The sequence below is a fragment of the Arenibaculum sp. genome (genome assembly GCF_035998295.1).
GTDB lineage: Bacteria > Pseudomonadota > Alphaproteobacteria > Azospirillales > Azospirillaceae > DASYHS01.
Map to the genome: position 1 here is coordinate 1 of NZ_DASYHS010000234.1, position 1,993 is coordinate 1,993.

The following is a 1,993-nucleotide window of genomic DNA, read 5'->3' on the forward strand; positions in this document are numbered from 1 at the left end:
GACGTGATCGTGATCGCGACCCCGGAGATCGCGGGCCTGCCCTACGTGATCGCCGGCCTGGTGGCGGCGGGCGGCCTCGCGGCCGCGCTGTCGACCGCCGACGGCCTGCTGCTCGCGATCGCCAACGCGCTCAGCCACGACATCTACTACCGCATCATCGACCCACGGGCCTCGACGCAGCGCCGCCTGATCGTCGCCCGCATCCTGCTGGTCGGCGTGGCGATCCTCGCGGCGATGGTCGCGACCACGAGGCCGGCCGGCATCCTCGCGATGGTGGCCTGGGCGTTCTCGCTCGCGGCGGCCGGGCTGTTCCCGGTGCTGGTGATGGGCGTGTGGTGGAGCCGGACGACCTCGGCCGGCGCGATCTGCGGCATGATCGCTGGCTTCGGCATCACGCTGTTCTACCTGCTGATGACGGTCTATGGCGGCATGGAGCTGTGGTTCGGCGTCCGCAACATCTCCGCGGCCCTGTTCGGCCTGCCGGTCGCCTTCATCGTGATCTACGTGGTCAGCCTGATGACGCCGGCACCCAGCGCGGCGATGCAGGACTTCGTCAACAGCCTGCGCCATCCCCGCGGCGGTACCCTGATGGACACGGAGGAAGCCGCGGTCGGAACGCCGAAATCGGCGGAGGCGAAGGGCAAGACGCTCTGGCCGTGACGCCGGCCGGCCCGCGGGCGGCGTCCGCGCCGTCCGCGGGCCGTTTCGGGGTTCCACGACCGGCCTCGCTTTGCTATCCCCTCCGGCTCCATCCTCGGATTGAGCACGGAGGCGGTGCCGATGCACCTGTTCTGCTTCGGAACCCTGATGGACCCCGACATCCGCCGGCTGGTCCTCGGCCGCGACCTGCCCGGGGCGGTTCCCGCCGTCCTGCCGGGCTTCCGTCGCGTCTGCGTGGCGGAGGAAACCTACCCGGCGGCACTACCCGACCCGGCGGGCCGGATCGAGGGCCTGCTGATCGGTCCGATCTCACCCCACGAGCGCGACCGGGTGCAGTTCTTCGAAGGCTTCGAGTTCGCGATCGAGGATCACCCGGTGGCGGCCGCCGGCTGGACGGGCACCGCCCTCGTCTGCGTCGCGACCGAGCGCCTCGCCTGCGAGGAGGAGCCCTGGCACTTCGACGACTGGCGGCGCGTCCACAAGCCCGGCTACCTCGAAGCCGTCGCCGTCTACATGGCGGAGTTCGAGCGCCTCGGGATCGAGGACGCGCACGCCGTCTGGCTGGAAAGCCGCGTCACCGGGCGGTGACGCGGATCCCCAGCAGGTCGAAGGCCTCGGACGGCGCCATCATCAAGGTCATCCCGAGCGCCGGCACCGCGACCGGCTCCGCCGGGGTGGCGGTCAGCTCGATCGTGCCGGGCGACTTCAGGAAGGTCTGCAGGGCGGTGAGCATTTCCTCCTGCGCCTTGCCGAGCGCCTCGCCGTTCGAGAACAGGGCGTCGATCTCCCGGACACCCGTCTCGATCAGTTCAGCCTCGGTGATGCCCTGCTCCGCGGCCGCCGCGGTCATCGCCCGCCGCATCAGCGAATCGTCGGTGTAGGACAGTTCGATCCCCGAGACCTTGCTGCGCATCCAGGCGCCGGGGTCAGGCTCGCCGACCGCGAGCGGGTCCGGCGCATCGGTGAGCACCACCGTCGCCGCGATCGTCCCCATGTCGCGCCCGACCAGCGAAACCGGGCCGATCCGGGCCACGCCGGTGCCGGCATCGTAGGCGATCGCGACGTCCAGGTCGCCGCCCAGCCGCTCGTACCCGGTTTCCTCGAAGAAGCGCTGGTTGTCCTGGATCATCTCCTCCGTCACCGGCACGTCGACGCCGCGTACGGCGAGCGTCGCCGACCGGCTGGCCTTGTCCGCGACGTCCCAGGTCGCCCCGACCCGCTCGACCGACAGGAGCATCGTCCCGGTCCGCGTGAAGACGATCTTATCCGCGGCGACCTCCTTCAGGTCGACCGGCGGCGGCGGCTCGGCGTCGCGCATCAGCGCGCCGAACGC

At 71.1% G+C, this 1,993-nt stretch carries 3 protein-coding genes; 2 read left to right on the plus strand and 1 reads right to left on the minus strand.

Features of this window, described 5'->3' with window-relative positions:
* Positions 1 to 660, plus strand: a 660-nt coding sequence (locus VGO20_RS22345) for a sodium:solute symporter family transporter (protein ID WP_414639879.1), incomplete at its 5' end; no start/stop codon positions are given.
* Positions 661 to 780: 120 nt separating this feature from the next.
* Positions 781 to 1,248, plus strand: coding sequence for a gamma-glutamylcyclotransferase family protein (locus VGO20_RS22350; RefSeq protein WP_327504598.1), 468 nt, complete (start codon positions 781 to 783; stop codon positions 1,246 to 1,248).
* Here VGO20_RS22350 and VGO20_RS22355 read toward each other — a convergent pair.
* Positions 1,235 to 1,993, minus strand: a 759-nt coding sequence (locus VGO20_RS22355; protein WP_327504599.1) for a hypothetical protein, incomplete at its 5' end; no start/stop codon positions are given. The genes VGO20_RS22350 and VGO20_RS22355 overlap by 14 nt on opposite strands.